This is a genomic window from Vibrio sp. S/42/10 (genome assembly GCF_029890535.1).
GTDB lineage: Bacteria > Pseudomonadota > Gammaproteobacteria > Enterobacterales > Vibrionaceae > Vibrio > Vibrio cyclitrophicus.
Genome location: NZ_JAKMZC010000013.1, coordinates 50,160 through 66,365, shown reverse-complemented (window position 1 = coordinate 66,365; position 16,206 = coordinate 50,160). Strand labels below are relative to the sequence as shown.

11 protein-coding genes are annotated in these 16,206 nt (G+C 43.7%); 4 read left to right on the top strand and 7 right to left on the bottom strand.

Annotated elements, in window-relative coordinates:
- Window positions 1-41 precede the first annotated feature (41 nt).
- Window positions 42-1,067: a zinc-binding alcohol dehydrogenase family protein gene (locus L8S15_RS14785; RefSeq protein WP_016784224.1), complete on the bottom strand. Its 1,026-nt coding sequence runs from the start codon at window positions 1,065-1,067 to the stop codon at window positions 42-44.
- Between the two features lie 211 nt (window positions 1,068-1,278).
- On the opposite strand from L8S15_RS14785, the gene L8S15_RS14780 reads away from it, so the two are divergent.
- Window positions 1,279-2,211 carry a LysR family transcriptional regulator gene (locus tag L8S15_RS14780; protein ID WP_010430660.1) on the top strand — a complete coding sequence of 311 codons (933 nt, stop codon included), beginning with the start codon at window positions 1,279-1,281 and terminating at the stop codon, window positions 2,209-2,211.
- 102 nt (window positions 2,212-2,313) lie between these two features.
- On the opposite strand, the gene L8S15_RS14775 is transcribed toward L8S15_RS14780, so the two are convergent.
- From L8S15_RS14775 to L8S15_RS14765, 3 genes are all read right to left on the bottom strand, one after another.
- Window positions 2,314-2,700, bottom strand: coding sequence for a hypothetical protein (locus L8S15_RS14775; protein ID WP_010430663.1), 387 nt, complete (start codon window positions 2,698-2,700; stop codon window positions 2,314-2,316).
- 307 nt (window positions 2,701-3,007) lie between these two features.
- On the bottom strand, window positions 3,008-4,201 hold the full coding sequence (locus L8S15_RS14770) for an acetate/propionate family kinase (RefSeq protein WP_016789633.1): 1,194 nt from the start codon (window positions 4,199-4,201) through the stop codon (window positions 3,008-3,010).
- Between the two features lie 755 nt (window positions 4,202-4,956).
- A complete protein-coding gene (locus L8S15_RS14765) occupies window positions 4,957-6,945 on the bottom strand; it encodes a DEAD/DEAH box helicase (RefSeq protein WP_010431019.1) in 1,989 nt (662 codons plus the stop codon).
- A gap of 392 nt (window positions 6,946-7,337) precedes the next feature.
- Here L8S15_RS14765 and rnb point away from each other — a divergent pair, with 392 nt between their 5' ends.
- Both rnb and L8S15_RS14755 read left to right on the top strand, forming a co-directional pair.
- On the top strand, window positions 7,338-9,344 hold the full coding sequence (gene rnb / locus L8S15_RS14760) for an exoribonuclease II (protein ID WP_016792637.1): 2,007 nt from the start codon (window positions 7,338-7,340) through the stop codon (window positions 9,342-9,344).
- Window positions 9,345-9,507: 163 nt separating this feature from the next.
- Window positions 9,508-10,338 carry an AraC family transcriptional regulator gene (locus L8S15_RS14755; RefSeq protein ID WP_280573849.1) on the top strand — a complete coding sequence of 277 codons (831 nt, stop codon included), beginning with the start codon at window positions 9,508-9,510 and terminating at the stop codon, window positions 10,336-10,338.
- A gap of 96 nt (window positions 10,339-10,434) precedes the next feature.
- On the opposite strand, the gene L8S15_RS14750 is transcribed toward L8S15_RS14755, so the two are convergent.
- Complete coding sequence (locus tag L8S15_RS14750; protein ID WP_010431025.1) at window positions 10,435-10,797, bottom strand: DUF3024 domain-containing protein; 363 nt, start codon at window positions 10,795-10,797, stop codon at window positions 10,435-10,437.
- Between the two features lie 306 nt (window positions 10,798-11,103).
- On the opposite strand from L8S15_RS14750, the gene L8S15_RS14745 reads away from it, so the two are divergent.
- Window positions 11,104-11,919 (top strand): phosphate ABC transporter substrate-binding protein, encoded by an 816-nt coding sequence (locus L8S15_RS14745; RefSeq protein WP_010431028.1) that lies wholly within the window; start codon window positions 11,104-11,106, stop codon window positions 11,917-11,919.
- 117 nt (window positions 11,920-12,036) lie between these two features.
- Here L8S15_RS14745 and L8S15_RS14740 read toward each other — a convergent pair whose 3' ends face one another.
- Window positions 12,037-12,723, bottom strand: coding sequence for a MaoC family dehydratase (locus L8S15_RS14740; RefSeq protein ID WP_010431031.1), 687 nt, complete (start codon window positions 12,721-12,723; stop codon window positions 12,037-12,039).
- Between the two features lie 324 nt (window positions 12,724-13,047).
- Entirely contained in the window at window positions 13,048-16,200 is a 3,153-nt protein-coding gene (locus L8S15_RS14735; RefSeq protein ID WP_016792641.1) for an efflux RND transporter permease subunit, read from the bottom strand.
- Between the last annotated feature and the right edge of the window lie 6 nt (window positions 16,201-16,206).

Here is a 16,206-nt window from a genome sequence, read left to right as displayed (position 1 = left end):
CTTGTTCTATTTAAATCGTCGACTATTCAAATCATCAGTACTTAGTATTTGATGGCTGTTTTACCTATCGAGGAGCTGCTTTCAATACGTTGGTGTGCATCTTTCAGAGTCTCAACACTAAAGCCATTCAATGTGGTAGTAAGCGTAGACTTAATGCGGCCAGCATCGATCAGGTTCGCTGCTTGGAACAAAATATCTTGTTGTTTCTGAATATCGTCTGTGTTGAACAGTGAACGTGTGAACATCAGCTCCCACACAAAACCTGCAGACTTACCTTGAAGCGCAGAAAGATCAATTCCACCATCGAACTCAACAATAGAACTGATCATGCCTTGCGGTGCAATCAGCTCCACCATCGATTCCCAATGTCCTTTGGTGTCTGCGACATTGAAAATGTAATCGACATGCTGAATACCTTGCTCTCGTACAGATTCAACCAAGTTACGGTGATTCACCACATGGTCTGCCCCCATATCCCTTACCCACTGTTCAGTTTCAGGTCTTGAAGCCGTCGCAATAACCGTCAGGTTAGTCAACTGGCTCGCCAATTGAATCGTGATTGAACCGACACCACCAGCACCACCAATGATCAGAATGGATTTTTTCTCTTCTGAACGAACACGTAGGCGATCAAACAACGCTTCCCACGCTGTAAGTGTTGCTAGCGGCATAACTGCAGCCGCTTCATCAGAAAGGCTCGTTGGTGCTTTCGCCGTAATACGGTAGTCAACGGCTTGGTATTCAGCATTAGCGCCCATACGAGTTACGTCACCTGCATAGTAAACACGGTCGCCTAGTTCAAAGCCTTCAACGTCTGTACCTTTACCGACAACTTCACCGACTGCGTCATAACCAAGGACTTTTGGTTGCTCGAGAGTTTTATCTTGAGCACTACGAATTCGAATTTTCGCATCTGCTGGATTGATAGACGTCGCGCTCACTTTTACCAGTAGATCATGTTCTTTTAGTTCTGGAAGGTTTGTTTCAAACTCAACTAGGCTGTCTTGCTCTGCAATCGCAAGTGACTGAGTAAATCCGATAGCTTTCATTTTTGATGGTACTGACATTGTGCTTTCTCCTTGAATTAGACAAGTTAATCTTAGTTGACTCTCAATTTAGATAAACCGCCTAATGTTTGAATTGTTATCAAATTATTTTTGACAATTAAGCAATTGAAGCTAACTTAGAAGCGATAAGTAGAGATAACCCATCTGCAGATTGTGATGGGGAAATGTCCCAACTCCATGTTTAGAAAATAATTCAATACAGGTAGATAATATGCTTCTTGAAGACTTGCAGGTCATTTTAAAGGTGGCGGAGTTTCGTAGTATCACCGCAGCAGCCACCAACCTAGATATGCGTACTGCCACCGCGAGCGCTGCCGTAAAACGTGTTGAAGTCGCACTGGGCGCTGAGCTGTTTGTAAGAACCACTCGCCATCTGAGGCTCTCTTCAGCAGGCGAACGCTATTTACCTGAGTGTGAACAAGCCTTGAAAATATTGGAGCAAGCCAAGCTCAACATGCGCGAAGAGCTTGGTATCTTGGATGGAGAAATCCGCATCGCACTTTCTTCGGATCTAGGACGAAACCTGATCACTCCTTGGCTTGACGAATTTCTGCTTGAATACCCAAAGGCAACACTTCGTACCAGCATCAGCGACAGCAACATCGATTTTTATCGTGATTCTGTTGATATGGCGCTGCGTTACGGCTCTCCGACTGACGCCAGCATGTATGGTTTCAAGATCTGCGATGTGCCGAGAATATTGTGCGCAGCCCCTGAATATTTAGCTGAGATGGGAACGCCAAGCCAACCAAGTAACTTAGCTGAGCACAACGGTTTGCTTTATCAGCTGCATGATATGTTGCAAGACGAATGGGTGTTTAATGATGGCAAGCAGGATCATAAAGTAAAGCTAAAAGGGAATCGCACGTCGAACGATGCTGATCTTGTTAGACGTTGGTGTGTTGCAGGGAAAGGTGTGGCGATAAAATCTTGTTTAGATATGTCGAGTCATTTGCTTTCTGGCGAAGTGGTTAAAATAATGCCAGAGTTCAAGCCAACCCCAACCGAGCTGTGGTTAGTATGTCCAAGTCGTCAGTCCATCACCCCGACCGTTCGCTTATTGAGAGATCTATTCCGAGAGAAAACCGCTGAGATCCTTTCTCAATTGAGCGAGCAAGACATTATAGCGACTCAAAAATCTTAACGATCTAGAGATAAAAAAGGCGTTAGTGAACTTTAACCCACTAACGCCTTTGATCATTTGAACATCACACCTATTGATGGATGCATCGTATAATACGAGTGCTTAGTTTGACTCTTCTTCAACATCACAGTCAGCACAGCACTGAAGCGCAATTTCATGCTCGAAGGTGATCGTATCTTCACCTTCTTCTAGTAGCTCTGCGATTTCATCTGCGACTTCTTTTTCATCATCCGCTTCAATTCCGCTTACTAGCTCTTCTTCTGAATAACCAAAGAAGTTCAGCAATAGGTACTCACGTGCTTCATCTTTCGTACAAACCACTTCAGCTGAAAGGTCAGGCGTAACCTCCCCCTGGGCCAGAGTCGCGGTCACTTGTGCGATAGCAGCGTCTTTCATCGCAGGCGTTAACCAACCAAGATCAGTACTTACTGTTGTTTTTTTACAGTCGAAGCAAGGCAGTTGGTGGAAGTAGTATTGAAAGGTAGTCATAGGTAATTTCTTCGTTAAGTGTTGTATAGCAAGATTATGCGCGTTTTGTAGCAAAATACTATCTCAATCAGCAACCAGAGACTGATTCGTGAAGGTAATTTTTGGGTTCATCACGAGCTTTAGTGATGGAACCGTTACAAGCGCAGATCGGCAAGCTTAATCTGGTCGACGAATGTTGTTCTTGATAATGAAGTGCTACTGAGATGCGAAGTTAAGTAGCTTTCATCTGACTATAATTGACACAAAAAAGCGAGCCACCTGGGCTCGCTTTTGAATTGTTCATGTTCTTGCTTAAGCAATGGCTAGATTACAGAAGTTCTACCGATTGTTGAGCAATAACGAATTCTTCGTTGGTTGGAATAACCATTGCTACTGCACCAAGCATTTCTGACTTAGCAATGATACCTTCAGCGCCAAAGCGAGCTGCTTCATTGCCAGCAACATCTTCAACAAAACCAAGGATCTTAAGGTTGCTTAGGATCTCACGACGAATTGGTAGAGAGTTCTCACCGATACCGCCAGTGAAGATGATGCCGTCTAGAGAGTCTAGCGTTGCAAGGTAAGAAGCAACGTATTTCGCTACGCGGTAAGTAAACACCTCAAAAGCAAGTTTAGCGCCTTCATGTCCCTCTTCCATTGCTTCTAAAATGCCACGAGCATCGCTCGTAAGACCAGACACACCCAGGAAGCCAGACTCCTTGTTTAGAGAGTTAAACACTTGCTCTTGTGACCAACCCTTCTTAAGTAGGTACTCGATAATGCCTGGGTCTAAATCACCACAACGTGTACCCATCATCAGGCCAGAAAGCGGTGTGAAGCCCATTGAAGTATCAACACTGTTGCCATCTTTGATAGCACATACAGAAGCGCCGTTGCCTAGGTGCACAGAGATAAAGCTAGATTCTTCAACCGGCTTGTTCAGCATTTTAGCAGCTTCGCGACTAACGAAGTAGTGGCTAGTACCGTGGAAGCCGTAACGACGCACGCCGAAGTCTGTGTATAGTTCTTTTGCAATTGCACCCGTGAATGCACGTTGTGGCATCGTTTGGTGGAACGCAGTATCAAAAACAGCAAACTGAGGTAAAGAAGGGAAAGCTTCAATCGCAGCGCGGATACCGATAGCACCTGCTGGGTTATGAAGTGGAGCTAGATCTGATAGGCTTTCAATTTCGTTCGTCACTTCTTCAGTAATACGAACAGTCTGTGTGAACTTCTCGCCACCGTGTACGATACGATGACCAATAGCAACGATATCTTGTGTGAAGCCCAGAGCTTCCATCAGGCCAACCAATTTGCCAATGGCAATTTTGTGGTGGTTATCTTCACCTTGAATGGCAATTTCAGTTTTCTCGCCTTGATATTTCCAGCCCATACGAGCATCTTCAAGACCAAAACACTCCCCTAGGCCACTTAATACTGCTTCACCAGAAACAGAATTGATTACAGCAAATTTAAGGGATGAACTACCCGAGTTAATAACCAGAACAAACGAATTAGACATTGGATATGGATCCTGTTTCAGTACGAATTGGATGAAGTGTTAACTTCAATTTTAGTTAAGCCCATTATTCAATAATTTTTGAATCTTTCAACTTTTGTTTTGAAAAAATCACTAAATGAACACAATTAAGTTGATCTTCGTCATCAATCTATTTATTTCGAGATCGAAATTAAAAAATAGTTGAATAAAAAGTTCATAAAAAACTGAAGCAAACGAGTGCGAAAATTATTTTTAGCCTAATTCAGTGAATTTGAGTAACTCGAACGAAACTCAATAACCATGGAATAAATTGGTGGAACACGTCACTTTACCCGATCCTTACTTGCTGAGGGTTGCCTACTATTTATTCCCCTTATCAGTGCTTACTTCAAAAACACAAAATTAAGATAGTGAACAATGAACGACACAATCAGATGCTTTTCTTCAATGACTACGAACTCAACCGTACGCATAACGCTCTAGGCTGTGGTTAGATAGCTTCTACTCATTGTACCCACCACCTTGTAGCACGATATTTAAGTGTAGGCTTAGAACGCAATACAGCTAGGTTAATGCGCTACAAGCTGAGTTAACTGCTTTTGTTGCTAAACCAACCGCCGTCATAGCTAACCATCTCATTCACATACCCCATTTGAGTACAAGGTGCACCCGCTATAACGAACGAGCACGCACAAAAAAGCCGAGCATTACGCTCGGCTTTTAAATTCAGTGTTTGGACTAAAGCATTTATGCTTAAAGTCTACGCTACAGGTTGATTAACCTTCGCTGCGCTCTGGACGACGACCACGGTTGCCGCCATTAGCGTTACCATGACCACGTTCGCCACGGAAGTTACCACGGTGATCGCCACCACGGTTACGGTCAAAGCGACGTTCGCCATCACGACCACCAGCAGAGTTACCATCACGTGCACCGTCACGGTTGCCACGGTAGCCACCACGACCGCCATTGCCACCTTCACGGTTACCACCTTCGCGATTACCGCCTTCACGATTACCACGGTAGCCGCCGCCATCACGACCGCCACGACCGCCACGGTTGCCATCACGACCACCGCCGCCACGACGAGGCTCACGGAAGTCATTGAAATCAACAACTACAGCGCCAGCTTCTTTTTGGCGAATACGAAGTTTGCTTAGCTTACCAGCAGTTTCAGAGTTCATTGCTTTTGGCAGTTGAACGTAAGTAGAACCTTGGTCAAGCTTGATAGCACCGATAGAACCTTTAGTTAGGCCAAGTTCGTTTGCTAGTGCGCCAACAATGTCTTTAACCTGAACACCTTGCTCACGGCCAACTTGTAATTGGTAAGTATCCCAATCTTGCGTATTGAAGTTGCGACCACCACCGTCACGGCCGTTATCACGATCTTCACGACGCTCTTTACGACGATTCTTATCACGCTCAATAGCAGCAATCATTGGGTCTTCGCCAACGTAGAATAGTGGGCTCTTACCTTGCTGACGTTTAAGAAGCATTGCAGCTAGAGTAGCAGCATCAACTTCTAGAGATTCTTGAAGAGTAGAGATAAGACCTGCAAAGTTTTCTAGTGCTTTGCTTTCTTTCTCTGTTTCAAGTTCAGCGCCAAGCTTAGCAACACGTGCAGCAGCAACTTGGTCACGTAGAGGAAGTTGGATTTCTTCCATAGATGACTTAGTCACGCGCTCGATAGTGCGAAGCATACGGATTTGGTTTGTGCGAACTAGTAGGATCGCTTTACCTTTACGTCCAGCACGGCCTGTACGACCAATACGGTGAATGTAAGATTCAACATCGAATGGGATGTCGTAGTTAAATACGTGAGTGATACGTGGAACATCAAGACCACGAGCTACAACGTCAGTTGCAACTAGGATATCGATAACACCTTGTTTGATGTGATCAACAGTGCGCTCACGTAAAGACTGAGGAATATCACCGTGCAGTGCAGCAGCCTTGAAGCCACGTGCAGATAGCCAATCAGCTAGACGCTCAGTGTCTTGACGAGTACGTACGAATACGATTGACGCGTCAGTTTCTTCAGTTTCTAGAAGACGAGACATTGCTTCGTCTTTTTCTACGCCTTTAACAACCCAGAAATTCTGCGCTACTTTGTCAACTGTGTGGTTAGTACCAGCAACGTCAACTCGTGCAGGGTTACGTAGGTAACGGTCAACAATAGTCTTAACCATTGGAGGCATAGTTGCAGAGAAAAGTACACGTTGTGCAGTTTCTGGAGCTTGCTCAAGAATCCAAGTAACGTCATCTACAAAACCCATTTTTAGCATTTCATCTGCTTCATCAAGAACAAATGTGTGCGCTTCATCTAGGTGTAGACGGTCACGAGTTAGTAAATCTTTAACACGACCTGGAGTACCAACAACAATGTGAGCACCGCGGCTTAGAGCACGCATTTGGTCAACAATTGAAGCACCGCCATAGATTTCAAGAACTTTAAGACCGTTGATGTCACGACCTAAGTTTTTGATTTCTGCAGCAACTTGAATCGCTAGCTCACGAGTAGGAGCCATGATGATTGCTTGTGGTTTGTGTTGGTTCAGGTTGATTTTGTTAAGCAAAGGCAGAGAGAATGCTGCTGTTTTACCAGTACCAGTCTGTGCTTTACCTAGTGCGTCACGGCCTTCAAGAAGAAGAGGAATAGCTGCTGCTTGGATTGGAGTTGGAGAAACGAAACCCATGCTATCAAGAGCTGAAAGAATGTTATCGTTTAGGGCTAATTCATTAAATTGAATTACAGATTCGGACATTGGGATCCCACTATATATAAGTAAACAAAAGGTCCCGGGAGCTCTATCAATTCCAATACTGATCCAATCAGATACTGATTCCATTCAGAGTTACGAAGCAGTAATAAAACACTTCAAGCCATTAGGGACGTCTAAGGGAGGCGGATTATTCCCTAAATGCATAAAAAAAGCCAGAAAAAATTGAAATACATCACATATTTTTCGGTTTTATATCAATACTGGTTATCATATCGTCAAAACTTGATGAATATCTCGTCATCGAGTTTCTGCTACGTCGAATTGATAGAGTTAAATAAGTGGGCAATTAATTTCAGTCCACTTCGGCTTTAAGTAGTAATCAGCTCTCGCAATGATTATAGTGTGCTCAATTGCCCTCGTTAGATAAAAGTAAGATGTTTCAAGATAATCCTCTACTCGCTCAGCTAAAACAGCAAATCCAAGAAACCCTCCCTAAAAAGGAAGGTACGATCAAAGCCACTGAAAAAGGGTTTGGTTTTCTCGAAGTCGATAGCAAAACAAGCTTCTTCATTCCGCCTCCATATATGAAAAAATGTGTACACGGCGACAAAGTCATTGCAATCATTCGTACAGAGAAAGAACGCGAAGTAGCCGAACCAGAGGAATTGGTTGAACAAGGTCTTACTCGCTTCATCGCACGAGTGAAGCTTTTCAAAGGTCGATTGAACGTTGTTCCTGATCACCCGCAACTGAAAAAGCTGCAACTAAAAGCAAAAGCTAAGAAAGGCTTAAACCCTGAAACGCTAAAAGAAGGCGACTGGGTTGTCGCTCACATCGTTCAACACCCATTAAAAGGTGATAACGGTTTCTTAGCTCAGATCTCAGAGAAAATCACCGATGCCGATGACAAAATCGCGCCTTGGTGGGTAACGTTGGCACAAAACGACCTACCAAACAGCGAACCTGAAGGCATCGACAACTGGCAAATCAACGATGACGCAGATCTTGAACGCGTAGACATGACGCACGTACCTTTTGTGACCATTGATGGTGAAAGCACGAAAGATATGGACGATGCCCTTTACGCCAAGAAGAAAGAGAACGGTGATTTTGAACTGACTATCGCGATTGCTGATCCAACGGCTTACATCTCTCCAGATGATTCTATGGATAAAGTCGCTCGTGAACGTGGCTTCACGATTTACCTACCAGGTCGTAACATCCCAATGTTGCCTCGTGACTTGGCTGACAACTTATGTTCGCTAATAGAGAACGAAGTTCGCCCTGCACTTTGCTGCACAGTAACAGTGTCTAAAGACGGTGTTATCGGTGATGACATTAACTTCTTCGCTGCGAACATCAAATCTCACGCGCGTCTTGCTTACGATCACGTATCTGACTGGCTAGAAACAGGCACATCAGAGAAATGGCAGCCATCAGAAGAGATCGCTGTGATTGTTTCTGACCTTCACCAATTTGCACAAGCACGTTCAGCATGGCGCTCTACAAACGCTGTTGTGTTCCCAGACCGCCCTGACTACCGCTTTGAGCTTAGCGAAGATAACGATGTTGTCGCTATTCACGCAGACATGCGTCGCAGTGCAAACAAGTTAGTTGAAGAATCAATGATCAGCGCGAACATCTGTGCAGGCCGAGTACTAAAAGAAAGCTTTAACCAAGGTGTGTTTAACTGTCACTCTGGATTTAAAGCAGAGAAATTAGCAGACGTTCTAGAACTGGTTAATCCAGAAGCCGAAACACCATTTACAGAAGAGCAGATCGTTTCTCTAGAAGGCTTCGCAACTTTGCGTCGTTGGTTAGGTTCTTTAGACAACAGCTACTACGACAACCGTATTCGTAAATTCCAAGCGTACAGTGAGATCAGCAATGAACCTGCGCCACACTACGCTATGGGTTTAGACATTTACGCAACTTGGACTTCTCCAATTCGTAAATACGGTGACATGATTAACCACCGCATGCTTAAAGCACACATCGTAGGTAAAGCGCCAATTCAAACGCCAGATGAAACGATTGGTGATGAACTTGCTCTGCACCGTCGTCACCACGGTATGGCTGAACGTAATGTGGGCGATTGGTTGTATGCTCGCACTCTAGCAAACGCTCCGGCAAACGAAACTCGCTTCCAAGCTGAGATCTTCGATATTAACCGTGCTGGCATGCGTGTTCGCCTACTTGAGAATGGTGCTGCCGCGTTTATCCCTGGCTCTCTCATTATTGATAATAAAGAGAGAATCGAGTGCAACAGTGATTTGGGTACTGTATCTATCGATAAAGAAATGGTATACAAACTGGGAGACGTTTTAGAAGTAGTTCTCTCAGAAGTTAATCAGGAAAACCGTAACTTAGTAGCAAAGCCTACTCAAGTTTTTGCGGACTTGCCTAGCGAGCCTGAAACGACAAATGAAACCGAAGCTTAAGAGCTTTAAAGATTAGGCTTGCAAGTTTAGTCTTTCAAGGTAAAAAGCTTCAAAGGTTCACTTCTAAAGGCGCTAATAAATAGCGCCTTTTTTGTAAATATCTCATGCTTAAACAATACTAAAACCAATAAGCAACTCGTTTACAACGTCAAAGAAGCGTACTATGTCATCGATTACAGTTACTCAATTCAGAAACTTTATTCCCAGGAAACGTGAACGTTACCCTGCCTCTAAAAACGGTATCTTCATCGTATCCAAAGGCAGCATCTCTTTTACGCTGCCTAATGGCAACGAGGCTTCGTTGCAAGCAGGCGATTTCACTCTTTACAATTCAGGACAGATTAAAGACGTCAATATAAATACTGAAAATGGTGAATTCAGTGCGACTTGTTTAGATTTTGATTTAACTATTTTTCAGAAGTTCATTAATCAGTTTAGTGATTTAGAATCCACCCGGATCCCAGATAAATACATTAAGTTCAACAAAACTGACACGGATATATGTCACTTAAAAGAACTCATCCTTTCCCTTGCTAATGCACCAACTCAAAACGACTATGCTCTCACCCAATTAGGTTTAAGCCTATTGTCGCTGATGGTAGAGCAATACCCGGCTTTACTCATGATTATCGCTCGTGCTTCTAGCTTGACCGTGACACAAAATGTCATCCATTACATTGAACAGAACATAGAAAATAATATCTCTCTCGATACTCTAGCCAGTTATATGGGGATGTCACCAGCCACACTTAAACGCCGTTTATCGGCCGAAGACCTTTCCTTTTCAAATCTCTTGAAAATAAAGCGCATTGCCCATGCTGCTACTCAGCTCAGAACATCGAACAAATCGATTACTCAAATCGCTTACGAATCTGGATTTAAAAGCGCGGCACACTTCAGTACCGCTTTTAAAACCTATCATGGCAAGACTCCAAAAGACTTCCGTTCATTGATTACACAAGCACAGATGCAAAACATGAAGCCGCAAGTTTAGAAGGTTGAATAACATCATTATTGGGAGTATGAGGAAGAGTTCAGCTTTTGGTATCAAGTCGTTAGTGCGCCCATTAGCGAGCATATAAGCAGATAGTTAGGACCAAAAGTACGATTTAGGATCTTTTTCTATTTCAGCCAGAATAGCATCAAGATCCTTTGATTTCGCGAGGTAAGGATAAGGCCCCCAATTTACAGAGTCACTTTCCGAATCATCCTCAAGCGGCACCGTGACCAACCAGCATGATAACGATTCATCAAAAGTCACACAGGCAATGTCGTTTGTATAATCACTGTGGGAAGAGTCAAGCAAATAATGCGCCTGAGAAAACAGCACACCGCCCTCACATGCTTCATAGAGGGATTTGCCTAGCTCCACAGGTAAACTGCGATTGCGAGAAGTACAGAGCCTTTCAGCCCCAATTAAAAGACGATTCAGTTCTATATGAATGACGGACATAACACCCCTTGCGACTTCCTAGAGCCCCCTAAGTAGCGAGTTCATTTACTTAGCTTAGAACTCAACAAACATTTTAGCGAATAAGCTCAAACAAAATACCCGTCTTGCTCTCATAAACAAAGCTACCTCCTATGAACCCATCAAACGGTTAGCGACAACGACAACTTATTTACACCAGGCTATCTTAAGCCAAGCTCGCTCTTATAAGCCCGCCTAGCCGTCATGCCGCACACGAATAGAATTTCACAAAAGTGTCATATAACCAACCTATGATATGCGACAAATGTTATTAACTAGGAGTTGTTTATGTTACGAGTCGCGCTAGCCTCTCTTTTATCCTTAGCCCTGTCTTCTCATGCTGCTTTTGCACAAGAAACCAATATTTCGGGCTCCACTTCTGTAGCGCGAGTTATGGATGTATTAGCAGAGGAGTACAACAAGACTCACCCTGACAACTATATTGCAGTTCAGGGTATTGGCTCTACAGCCGGGATTACGATGGTGAATAAAGGTGTATCTGAGATCGGTATGAGCTCACGCTACTTAACCAACCGTGAGCAGAACGAAAAATTGAAGGTGTTCCCAATCGCCTTTGACGGTCTAGCGGTTGTAACCAATCGTTCAAATGCTGTAAATAACGTTACCCGTGAGCAATTGTTTGATATCTACAAAGGCAAAATAACGAACTGGAAAGAAGTCGGCGGTGCAGATCAACCTATCGCGGTTGTAACTCGTGAAGCATCTTCCGGATCTCGTTATAGCTTCGAAAGCTTGCTTGGTTTAACTCAAATCATTAACGACCGTCTAGTGTCTGATATCAATCCAAATAACTTGGTTGTAAACAGTAATAGCATGGTAAAAACGATTGTTAACCATAACCCACATGCTATTGGTTTTATCTCTGTTGGTTCTATCGATCGTTCGATCAAAGCGATCACCTTTGAAGGCGTTGAGCCAACCTCAAAGAACATTGCTAACCACAGCTATGAATTGGCTCGCCCATTCTTATTACTACACAAATCAGACTCTGTTTCTGACGAGAGTAAAGATTTCATTAAATTCGTGAAGTCAAAACAAGGGCAAGATCTTATCGAAGAGTACGGTTATACACGTATTAAGTAACGACTCTTAGATAGAGTAAATGCGAGATATCGTATAAACAAAAAGAGAGAGCACTAAGCTCTCTCTTTTTTGAATCTATAATCTTTATTTAAGAGTTATACCACTTACAACAAAGTACTAAAAGTGCAGTTGGATTACCGAAACAATCACAGCACCAGGGCGACGAACACCTTCGATTTCTACACGAATTTCGCGTTCAATCTCTAAGCCTTTCTTAATTGGCGTCACTTTCGTTAGCGTACTTTTAGCGCGAACATTACTACCTGACTTTACAGGGTATGGAAAACGTACTTGGTTAAGACCAATGTTTACAACCATCTTCGCTGTTGGGAATTGAGATTTGTCCGGGTCAACACTGTCTGTCAATCGAGGAAGCAGCGATAACGTTAAAAAACCATGTGCGATGGTTGTTTTGAACGGAGAGTCTGTTTCAGCCTTAGAAGGTTCAGTATGGATCCATTGCATATCTTCAGTAACAAGGCCGAATTGATTAATACGGTCTTGACTAACATTGATCCAGTCACCAGTATGAATCACTTCACCAATCTGCTGTTTAAGCTCATCAAACACAAGTTGTGCTTCGGGCTTTAGCACGATTGGCTGCTCAATTGGCATCTCTGGTGCATCTTCGTTTACCGCTGGTTTGTGGTGATCACGAACCCACGCGAAAAAATGGCTGTTTTGCGTACGGTTTAGAAAGTCGCCCCAGTAATCTCTAAGAGCTGGAGACATCCATTGCATAAACTCTGAGTGTTGCGAAGACATGCTATCGCCTCGGTGTTTAAATAAATCAATGACTTTCATAAGAACCTCAATGCACATAAAATTTCAATATAACTTCGTAATTTTGAAACACTTCACACTATTGTGCAAATGTTTTCGAGCATACACCCGTTAGCTGAACCTTGATATTTCCTTAATAAACAGAAACTTAATAATAAAACATCATTTTATTACAAAACCCAAATTAGAGCATTAGCTCTATCACATAGTAAACATTTGATTATATAAATAGCGTTTTTATTCACATGTGGAATAAAAAAGGCTTAGCGCAACACTAAGCCTTTTGTATAAATGAGCTTACAAGGAGTTAATATCCAACGATTAACTCACAAGTAGTCAAATTCCTTACTCATCATCCAATGGCACTAACTTAGTATTACCACCGTGTGCCTTTTCACGCTTACGTTGCACGAATGCATAGAAGCCAGGGATTAGGAACGTACCGGCGAGTAGCACACATAACAGACCACCAATCAATGAAATACCCAGAGAGTTCTGACTTACATGACCTGCGCCCGCAGCGAAGATGAGTGGGAATATGCCAAGGATAAATGACCAAGAGGTCATGTTCACAGCGCGGAAACGCAATGTACCGCCCTTAACAGCCGCATCTTCGATTGATGCATCTTTCTCTTCACGTTCAACTTTCGCGAACTCCACAATCAAGATCGCGTTCTTCGCGGCCAAGGCTATCAAGAGTACCAAACCAATTTGTGCATAAAGGTTCAGTGGTGTACCGGTTAAATTCAGCGCTAAAAAGGAACCTAAGGTTGCGACAGGGACCACTAAGATAATCGCAATAGGTATTGTCCAACTCTCGTACTGAGCCACCATAAACAGGTAGATGAAGATCAGTGCCAGCGCAAATGCAAAAATAGCTTGGTTGCCTGCCAGTACTTCTTGGTAAGCCATACCGGTCCATTCGTACTGATAACCCTGAGGTAAGACATCAGCGGCCACACGCTCCATTGCTGCAATCGCATCACCACTTGAATAGCCCGGTGCAGGTTGCCCTTGAATCACCGCACTGCGGTACATGTTGTAACGCCATGCTACATCAGGTTCGAAGATCTGATCGTAGGTCACCAAAGTGCTTAGCGGAATCATTTCACCGTTAGACGAGCGTACATGGAAACGTTGCAGGTCATCCATACTGCTACGGTGTTCGCTGTCAGCTTGCATGGTTACACGGAAATTCTTACCAAACATAGTGAAATCATTCACGTAAAGAGAACCAAGGTTACCTTGTAGCGTTTGGAAGATTTCCGACAACGGAATACCCAACTGCTGTGCTTTCTCACGGTCAATATCAACATAGTAGTGAGGCACGTTGGCACGGAATGTACTGAATGTGTGTGAAATCTCAGGCTGTTTCGTGGCCTCAGCAATCACGTCATTCATTACCATTGCCAAATCAGTGCGGCTTCGACCTAGTGTATCTTCAAGAACAAACTCAAAACCAGATGCTGCACCCATGCCAGGTACCGCAGGAGGCCCCATAGCAAAAACAATCGCTTGAGGTAATTCAGTTGCTGCTCGGCCATTAATACGACGAGAAATAGCAGAAGCTGAGTGCTCACCCTCTAATGCGTTGCGCATATCCCAATCGTGAAGCTTGATAAATAACGACGCACCATTTGACGCTGAAGCACCCGTCATGAACGCGTAACCATTAACCAGAGTCACACCATCAACACCCGGCTCTTGCTCTACCATCTCGAGTAATTGCTCTGTCACGTCTTCAGTACGAGATAACGATGCCGCATCCGGTAGTTGTACGTTAACTAGCAAAATACCTTTATCTTCTTGAGGTACGAACGCTGTAGACGTCGTCTTCGCAAAGTAAGTAACGGCAGCCAATGCAACAACAAAGAAGGTAAATAGCAGAACACCCTTTTTCACAAGGAAGCCAGCGATTTGACCATATTTGTTAGTCACATTTTCTAAACCACGGTTAAACGCTTGGTACCAACGTGCCGTGTTACCCCCCCCCTGCTTAAGGACCAGCGAACACAGTGCAGGAGAAAGCGTTAGTGCGTTAATAGAAGAGATAACAACCGCAATACAGATAGTCAGAGCGAATTGACGGTACATGATACCAGTGATACCTGGCAGCATAGCTACAGGTATGAAAACGGCTAGCAGAACCAAGGTTGAAGTTACGATAGGACCGGTTACTTCCTTCATCGCAATCAGTGTGGCTTTACGTGGGGAGATCGTCGGATCTTTGGCCATGGTAGTATCAACGTTTTCGATAACCAAGATCGCATCATCTACTACGATACCGATCGCTAAGATCAAACCAAACAACGTCACGGTGTTGATAGTAAAGCCTGTCATCTGCATGATCGCAAAAGTACCAATCAGAGATACCGGAATCGCAACCACTGGAATCAACGTCGCACGGGCACTACCTAAGAATAGGTAAGTCACCGCGATTACCAACAAAATAGCTTCGATTAGCGTCTTAACTACCCCTTTTATCGATTCAGCAACGAAGACCGTGGTGTCATAACTCGCTTCATAAGCAACGCCTTCAGGGAAGTTTTTGCTTAAATTGTCCAGCATTGCCATTACCGCCTTACCACTTTCCAACGCATTTGCATCAGATTGTAGAGAAAGCGTTACGATTGAAGCATCTTGACCTCGGTATTTACCGTTGCCGTCGTAGAACTTTTTACCCAGTTCAACACGTGCAACATCTTTTAGGTAAATACTTGAACCATCTTGATTTGCTCGTAGAACAACGTTTTCAAATTCATCAGCCGTTTCTAATCGGCCTTTTGTTACCAAGTTGAACTGAACTTCCTGCGGGTTACTGTAAGGTGCAGCACCAATTCGTCCAGCAGCCACTTGAACGTTCTGTTCAGCCAACGCGCCATAAACATCTGATGTAGTTAAATTTAGGTTAGCCATTTTCTCAGGGTCTAACCAAACACGCATCGAATATTCACCACCACCCAACACGTTCACTTCACTAATTCCCGACACACGAGCTAATTGGTCTTTAATGTTTAAGTTTACGTAGTTAATTAGGAACTGATCGTCGTACTCACCGTTTGGCGAGTAGAAGTTCAATACCATCAACAAGTCAGGTGAACGTTTCTTAACTGTTACACCCACCATTCTTACTTCTTGGGGAAGTTTCGATTCGATTTGGGCAACTCGGTTCTGAACGTTGACCTGAGCCATATCGGCATCAGTACCCACGTCAAAGGTCACGTTAAGGTTGTAAGAACCATCATTAGCACTTTTAGAAGACATATAGAGCATATCTTCTACGCCGTTAACCGACGTTTCTATGGGGTCGGCTATAGCCTGTTCTACAACTTCAGCACTTGCACCTGTGTAGTATGCTGACACGCTAACAGAAGGTGGGCTAATTTTTGGATATTCAGCCACAGGCAAGATAGCGAGAGAAATCGCACCTGCCAGCGTCAATATAATGGATATTACAAGGGCAAACTTAGGCCTTTGAATAAAGAAACGACTTAACATAACTAC

Excerpts from the sequence above, each read along its gene's own strand:
- L8S15_RS14785 (WP_016784224.1), bottom strand. The coding sequence starts at position 1,067 with ATGTCAGTACCATCAAAAATGAAAGCTATCGGATTTACTCAGTCACTT.
- L8S15_RS14780 (WP_010430660.1), top strand. The coding sequence starts at position 1,279 with ATGCTTCTTGAAGACTTGCAGGTCATTTTAAAGGTGGCGGAGTTTCGT.
- L8S15_RS14775 (WP_010430663.1), bottom strand. The coding sequence starts at position 2,700 with ATGACTACCTTTCAATACTACTTCCACCAACTGCCTTGCTTCGACTGT.
- L8S15_RS14770 (WP_016789633.1), bottom strand. The coding sequence starts at position 4,201 with ATGTCTAATTCGTTTGTTCTGGTTATTAACTCGGGTAGTTCATCCCTT.
- L8S15_RS14765 (WP_010431019.1), bottom strand. The coding sequence starts at position 6,945 with ATGTCCGAATCTGTAATTCAATTTAATGAATTAGCCCTAAACGATAAC.
- rnb (WP_016792637.1), top strand. The coding sequence starts at position 7,338 with ATGTTTCAAGATAATCCTCTACTCGCTCAGCTAAAACAGCAAATCCAA.
- L8S15_RS14755 (WP_280573849.1), top strand. The coding sequence starts at position 9,508 with ATGTCATCGATTACAGTTACTCAATTCAGAAACTTTATTCCCAGGAAA.
- L8S15_RS14750 (WP_010431025.1), bottom strand. The coding sequence starts at position 10,797 with ATGTCCGTCATTCATATAGAACTGAATCGTCTTTTAATTGGGGCTGAA.
- L8S15_RS14745 (WP_010431028.1), top strand. The coding sequence starts at position 11,104 with ATGTTACGAGTCGCGCTAGCCTCTCTTTTATCCTTAGCCCTGTCTTCT.
- L8S15_RS14740 (WP_010431031.1), bottom strand. The coding sequence starts at position 12,723 with ATGAAAGTCATTGATTTATTTAAACACCGAGGCGATAGCATGTCTTCG.
- L8S15_RS14735 (WP_016792641.1), bottom strand. The coding sequence starts at position 16,200 with ATGTTAAGTCGTTTCTTTATTCAAAGGCCTAAGTTTGCCCTTGTAATA.